The sequence below is a fragment of the Myxococcota bacterium genome (genome assembly GCA_035498015.1).
Taxonomy (GTDB): domain Bacteria; phylum Myxococcota_A; class UBA9160; order SZUA-336; family SZUA-336; genus VGRW01.
On sequence record DATKAO010000095.1, the window covers coordinates 1 to 6,361 of the forward strand.

Genomic DNA, 6,361 nt, shown 5'->3' on the forward strand with positions numbered 1-6,361 from the left:
CCTAGTACGAGAGGACCGGGATGGACGCAGCTCTGGTGCACCGGTTGTCGTGCCAACGGCACAGCCGGGTAGCCATCTGCGGACGGGATAACCGCTGAAGGCATCTAAGCGGGAAGCCCACCTCGAGACGAGATCTCCCTCAGACTTCGGTCTGCTGAAGACCCCTCCAAGACCAGGAGGTTGATAGGCTGGGTGTGGAAGCGCTGTAAGGCGCGGAGCTGACCAGTACTAATCGGTCGTGAGGCTTGACCTAACCGTCAGTTTTGCCTTGTGCTTAGCTTAGCGATGGCTAGCACGGAACATAAGAACGTTCAGCCCCCGGGGGTCACTCTGAGTCACATCAGGTTGGCCCTCGGGGGACTCGATTTTTCCCGCCGTCCATAGAGCGGGGGCCACACCCGATCCCATCCCGAACTCGGAAGTTAAGCCCCGCTTCGGCGATGGTACTGCCGAGCTTACTCGGTGGGAGAGTAGCGCGACGGTGGGTTCACAATGCACGGCCCCGCGAGCAGCAATGCTCCGGGGCCGTCGCATTTCGGGCACTTCACGAAGCGGAGGCCCGGCGCACCGCGCACGGCCCGGAGCCGCGCAGCATGCCGCGAATCGAGCTCCGCCGGCGGCGGCGCGCCCCGCTTGCCACGAGCGACACCAGTGACACGACGCCGATGCCCGCGATCCAGAGTGCCGTCCCCACGTTCCCCTCCTGGGCGTTCCCGTCGCCCGATATCTGGATCGGGCAACTCCGTCGCGACTTGAGCGGAAAAGGTCGCGCCCCGGCGTGAGCGCGCGCCTCAAGTCCGCCGGACACCGCTCCGAACACAGCCCAGAAGAACCCCGGCGAACTCCCCGGGGCAGGAGGTCGGTGTGCGCACCACGACGTCAGGCATCGGTCGGGTCCTCGGGACCGTCGCGCTCGCGGCGTGGACGGCGGCCTGTGCGACCTGGGGCTCGAGCTGGGAGACCGCGCGAGAGCAGAACACCGTGGCGGCCTACAGCCGCTACGTGCGCGACAACCCGCACGGGGCCCACGCGGCCGAGGCGCAGGAGCGGATCGATTCGCTGCGCGTGCTCGCCCACCAGACCATCCAGTCCCACGAGCAGTTCATCGAGAAGTACCCGCAGAGCGCCCTCCTGCCGGAGCTCCGCACGGCCATGGAGCCGCTGTACTTCGCGAAGGCGCGCAACGAAAACACGCCCGCCGCCTACCGCACCTTCCTCACGGCCTACCCCGACGGCGCCCTGGCCGCGCGCGCCAAGGGCGACCTGGCCTACGTGGAGATGCTCGCGACCCATCCGAGCGTGGCCACGATGCGCGAGTTCATGCGCCAGTATCCGGAGAGTGACTTCGCGACCGACGCCCAGCGCAGCCTCGATCTGGTGGCGTTCAAGCGCGAGACCGCGATCACCCACCTGGGGATCCGCGTCGAAGTGTCTCCCAACACCGCCCAGCCGCAGCGCGTGCGCCGCGGCTTCGTGGCCGTGGTGGCGCGCGAGTACCGCGAGCACGGCGTCGACGTCACCTTCATCCCGACCGGCGCCGAGCCGACGCCCGAGATGGACGGCTGGCTGCGGCTCGACTACGAGGAGTCGAGCGCGTCGGGCACGTTCGGCGGCTCGACCGTCCTCGCGCGCTGCCGCGTGCGCCTGTACCACAAGAGCTCCACGAAGGACCCGGTCTGGGACCGCACCTTCGAAGCGCCCGCCGAGCACATCATGAAGGGCAGCTACGCCCGCGACAAAACGGTGTTCGGCAACTCGCGCTACCCGTTCTGGAACCAGTTCTTCGTGCCGATCGCCATGTGGGCCAGCACCGAGGCCAAGGTCCAGAAGCTCGACTACTTCGAGGACGTGCGCGCGATGGACATGCGCGGCGACCGCGTCGCGATCCTGTTCAACCGCGGCGGCTTCGACCTGGTCGACGTGTCGTCACCGCTCGACCCGCAGGTGATCGACCGCTTCCGCCGCGAGGACGACCTCTCGAACTGGAGCGGCATCCGCATCATCGACGAGCACCACGTGCTGATCTTCGGGACCGACGGCGCCGAGCTGATCGAGCGCACGGCCGAAAAGCCGATCTCGAAGGGCCGCTGGGAGACCGCCGAGGTCGGCAACGTGGTGGCCGCCGACGTCTGGGGCGACACCGCGCTGCTCGCGGGCAGCAAGGGCGTGTTCGCCGTGCGACTCACGAGCGAGCGACTCACCTCGCATCGCCTGCTCGAGGGCCAGTTCGTGGCGCTCGAGGTGCGCAAGCCCTTCATCTACCTGGCGCGCCCGACGCGCGCCGAGGTCACCACGCCCAAGCACCTGCTGCGCCACCTGACCGGCGGCGCGGTGGCGTTCCCCGAGAACTTCAGCGCGAAGTCGGGCCGGCTCGCCGGCAAGTCGTTCATGGTGTTCGGCAAGGAGGGCGCGGTCGAGATCTCGCTCGCCAACCCGGCGCACCCCGAGTCACTGGGCGCGCTCACCGCCGACAAGGTCGGCCACCTGACCGACCTGGTCTCCGACGGCGACCACGCCTACCTGCTCGGCGACCGCGGCCTGCAGATCGCCAGCAACGACGGCAAGCGCGTGAGTGACTCGATCCAGGTGCGCGGCGACCACTCGATGGGCATCTCCGGCCGCTACGTGTTCGTAGCCGGCGCCCGCTCGCTCGAGGTGGTCGACATCGGGCCCTACCAGGTGAAGGACGTGGCGGCGCTGGAAGGCGTGCTGCCTGGCGCGCCGCCTGCTGCGGCTGCCCCGGCCGCTCCGGCGCCCATGGCGGAGCCCGCTGCGGCGCAGCCCGCGACCGAAGCCCCGGCCGCGGCCGCGCCCGGGACCCCGGCCGCGACACCCGCCGCGCCCATGCCCGGCGGCGAGGTGACTCCCGAGGACGCGCCGATGGCGCCGATGTTCAACGAGCCGATGCCCGAGGCACCGCCCGGCGCGCCGACCGTCCCCGACGAGCAGAAGGCGCCGACGCCGGTCACCGACTAGCGGCTAGGCCGACAGGCGCGCCAGCTCGTCGAAGAAGCCGGGGAACGTCTTGCCGACGCACTCCGGGTCTTCGATCACGATCCCGTCCACCGCCAGGCCGGCGACGGCGAAGCTCATCGCCATGCGGTGGTCCTGGTAGGTGGCGATCCGGCCGGGAGTCACTTGGCCCGGCGGCTCGATCACAAGGTCCGTGGCCGTGGTCTCGACGCGCGCGCCCAGCTTCTGCAGCTCGGTCTGCAGCGCCGCCATGCGGTCGGTTTCTTTCAGCCGCAGGTTCGGCACGTTGCGGATCGCCGTGCGTCCGCGCGCGAACAGCGCCACCACCGCCAGCGTGAGCGCGCTGTCGGGCAGGGCGTTCAGGTCCACGTCGATGCCGTGCAGGTAGCGCGGCCCGCGCACCGCGATCCAGCGCGGCCCGCGCTCCACGGTGCAGCCCATGCGCTCGAGCACCTCCACGAAGCGCACGTCGGCCTGCAGCGAGGCCGCCGAGAGGCCCTCCACACGCACGCGCCCGCCGGTGACTGCCGCGGCCGCGAAGAAGTAGGTGGCGGCCGAGGCGTCGGGCTCCACGTGGTAGGTGCGCGGCCGGTAGCGCTGGTTGCCGGGCACGCGGAAGGTGTCGCCGCGCGTCTCGACCGAGATCCCGAACGAGCTCATGATCTCGAGCGTCAGGTCCACGTACGGCCGCGAGGTGATCTGCGCGGCGGTGATCTCGACCTCGCCCGCCGCGAGCGGCGCCACCAGGAGCAGCGCGGACAGGAACTGACTCGACTTCGAGGCGTCGATCGCCACGCGTCCGCCCGAGAGCCGCCCGCCCTGCACGGTGACCGGCGGGCAGCCCGCCACGGTGCGCACCTGCACGCCCAGCGCCGACAGCGCGTCGGCCAGGTCCTGGATCGGCCGCTCGCGCATGCGCGGCACGCCGTCGAGCACCACGCGGCCCTCGACCAGCGCCGCGCAGGCGCTGAGGAAGCGCATGGTCGTGCCCGAGGCGCGGCAGTCGATCGGGTGCAGGGGGATCGCGAAGTGACCGCCCGTGCCGTGCACGATCGCGTCGGCGCCCGACTTCTCGACCCGCACGCCCAGCCGCGCCAGGCCGTCGGTCATGGCCTCGGTGTCGTCGCTCTCGAGCCAGCCCACGAGCCGGCTCGGACCCTCGGCGAGCGCGCAGCACACGAACGCCCGGTTGGTCAGGCTCTTCGAGCCTGGCACGCGCACCGTGGCATCGGGCGCTCGGATCCGCGCGACGGCCAGTTCCCCCATTCCGGCCGCGAACCGTAGCACAGGCGCTAACCCGCTGAAATGGAAGGCAAAAGCCTTCCTCACCGCCCCTCGAACCGCGTTGACCGAAGGGGAGGGCCCGGATAATCTTCCCCGCCGTTTGTCCGTCCCGTGGCTCGCATGGGCACCCGACCCATGCTCCGCCCCCAACCCGTTCGTCCGTCGTGTGCGCCGAGGAGAATCGAATGCCCAAGTACCGCCTACTGACTCCGGGTCCCGTCGCCGTGCCGGAACGCGTGCTGCACGCCATGGCGCGCACGCTGCTCCACCACCGCGCGCCCGCGTTCATCCCCGTGTTCAAAGAGGTGCGCGCGAACCTGAAGAAGGTCTTCCAGACCGAGAGTGACGTGCTGATCCTCGCGGCGACCGGAACCGGCGCGATGGAGGCGGCGGTGATCAACACACTCTCGCCCGGTGACAAGGCGGTCGTGGTGCGCGGCGGCAAGTTCGGCGAGCGCTGGACGGAGATCTGCGCCGCCAACGGCATCCAGTGCGAGAACGTCGACGTGGAGTGGGGCCGCGCGGTCGAGCCGGCCGCCGTGCGCGAGGCGTTCCAGCGCTGCCCCGAAGCCAAGGCGCTGTTCGTCCAGGCGAGTGAGACGTCGACCGCGGTCTACCACCCGATCCGCGAGCTCGCCGAGGTGACTCACGAGAAGCCCGAGCGGCTGATCGTGGTCGACGGCATCTCCGGCGTGGGCGTGCACGACCTGCCGATGGACGCCTGGGGTCTCGACGTGGTGGTGTCGGGCAGCCAGAAGTCGTGGCTCTTGCCGCCGGGTCTGGCGTTCATCGCGCTCTCCGAGCGCGGCCGCGCCGCGGTGAAGGCCGCCAAGTGCACGAGATACTACTTCGACCTGCGCAAGGAGCTGAAGGCCCAGGTCGACGATCAGACGGCCTGGACCGCGCCGGTCTCGCTCGTGGTGGGCCTGCAGGAAGCCCTGCGCATGATTCTCGACGAGGGCCTGCACGAGGTGTTCGCGCGCCACGAGGCGCTGGCCACCGCGACCCGCGCCGCGATGAAGGCGCTGGGGCTCGAGCTGGTCGCGCCCGACTCGCCGTCCTTCGCCTGCACGGCGGTCTACGTGCCCAAGGGCGTCGACGGCAAGAAGTTCGTGAAACACCTGCAGGACGTCTACAACGTCACGTTCATGGGCGGTCAGGGTCACCTGGAAGGCAAGATCTTCCGCATCGGCCACATGGGTGACGTCGACGGCTTCGACATGATCAGCGCGGTCGCGGCGGTCGAGATGACGCTCGCCGACATGGGTCAGCCCGTGAAGACGGGCGAGGGCACGCGCGTGGCGACGGAGCTCTTGCGCAAAGCCGGGCTCAAGAAGGCGTAGTCATGGCACGCGTGCTGATCTCCGACAAGCTCTCCGACGAGGGCCTCGCCATTCTCGCGGCCGCCGCGCCGGGACTCACTGCCGACCACAAGCCCGGCCTCGCGCCCGACGAGCTGAAGAAGCTCCTGCCCGAGTACGAGGGGCTCATCATCCGCAGCGGCACCAAAGTGACTGCCGACGTGATCGAGGCCGGCAAGAAGCTGCGCGTGATCGGGCGCGCCGGCATCGGCGTCGACAACGTCGACCTGGGCGCGGCCACGGCGCGCGGCATCATCGTGATGAACACGCCCGAGGGCAACACCATCACGACCGCCGAGCACGCGATCTCGCTCATGACCTCGCTCGCGCGCCAGATCCCGCAGGCCACGGCCAGCATGCGCGCCGGCAAGTGGGAGAAGAACCGCTTCAACGGCAAGGAGCTGTTCGAGCAGGTGCTCGGCGTGGTGGGGCTCGGCAACATCGGCTCGATCGTCGCAGACCGCGGGCGCGGGCTGCGCATGCGCGTGATCGCGTTCGACCCGATCGTGTCCGAGGAGCGCGCCCAGAGACTCGGCGTCGACCTCGTGTCACTCGACGAGCTCCTGCGCCAGGCCGACGTGATCTCGATCCACGTGCCGCTGACCGAGGGCACGCGCGGCATGATCGGCCGCGAGGCCTTCGCCAAGATGAAGAAGGGCGTGCTGCTGGTGAACGCGGCGCGCGGCGGCATCGTCGACGAGGCGGCGCTGCTCGAGGCGATCCAGTCCAAGAAGGTCGCAGGC

General features: G+C 70.0%; 5 protein-coding genes and 2 rRNA genes. 5 read left to right on the top strand and 2 right to left on the bottom strand.

What is annotated here, in order from left to right; translation table 11 throughout:
- Positions 1-253: ribosomal RNA gene (locus VMR86_08135) — 23S ribosomal RNA — on the top strand; the annotation flags it as partial.
- A 117-nt stretch (positions 254-370) separates the two neighbouring features.
- Positions 371-487: ribosomal RNA gene (gene rrf, locus VMR86_08140) — 5S ribosomal RNA — on the top strand.
- Positions 488-544: 57 nt separating this feature from the next.
- Here rrf and VMR86_08145 read toward each other — a convergent pair.
- On the bottom strand, positions 545-694 hold the full coding sequence (locus VMR86_08145) for a hypothetical protein (GenBank protein HTO07017.1): 150 nt from the start codon (positions 692-694) through the stop codon (positions 545-547).
- Positions 695-864: 170 nt separating this feature from the next.
- On the opposite strand from VMR86_08145, the gene VMR86_08150 reads away from it, so the two are divergent.
- Positions 865-2,976, top strand: a complete 2,112-nt coding sequence (locus VMR86_08150) for a hypothetical protein (GenBank protein HTO07018.1) — start codon at positions 865-867, stop codon at positions 2,974-2,976.
- A gap of 3 nt (positions 2,977-2,979) precedes the next feature.
- Here the strand turns inward: VMR86_08150 and aroA are convergent, their stop codons facing one another.
- Positions 2,980-4,239: a 3-phosphoshikimate 1-carboxyvinyltransferase gene (aroA, locus tag VMR86_08155; protein HTO07019.1), complete on the bottom strand. Its 1,260-nt coding sequence runs from the start codon at positions 4,237-4,239 to the stop codon at positions 2,980-2,982.
- Between the two features lie 203 nt (positions 4,240-4,442).
- Here aroA and VMR86_08160 point away from each other — a divergent pair, with 203 nt between their 5' ends.
- Both VMR86_08160 and VMR86_08165 read left to right on the top strand, forming a co-directional pair.
- The gene (locus tag VMR86_08160; protein HTO07020.1) at positions 4,443-5,600 is read left to right on the top strand and encodes an alanine--glyoxylate aminotransferase family protein; all 1,158 of its coding nucleotides are present in this window, start codon (positions 4,443-4,445) and stop codon (positions 5,598-5,600) included.
- A 2-nt stretch (positions 5,601-5,602) separates the two neighbouring features.
- A partial coding sequence (locus tag VMR86_08165; GenBank protein HTO07021.1) for a hydroxyacid dehydrogenase occupies positions 5,603-6,361 on the top strand: 759 nt, incomplete at its 3' end.

Excerpts from the sequence above, each read along its gene's own strand:
- VMR86_08160 (HTO07020.1), top strand. The coding sequence starts at position 4,443 with ATGCCCAAGTACCGCCTACTGACTCCGGGTCCCGTCGCCGTGCCGGAA.
- aroA (HTO07019.1), bottom strand. The coding sequence starts at position 4,239 with ATGGGGGAACTGGCCGTCGCGCGGATCCGAGCGCCCGATGCCACGGTG.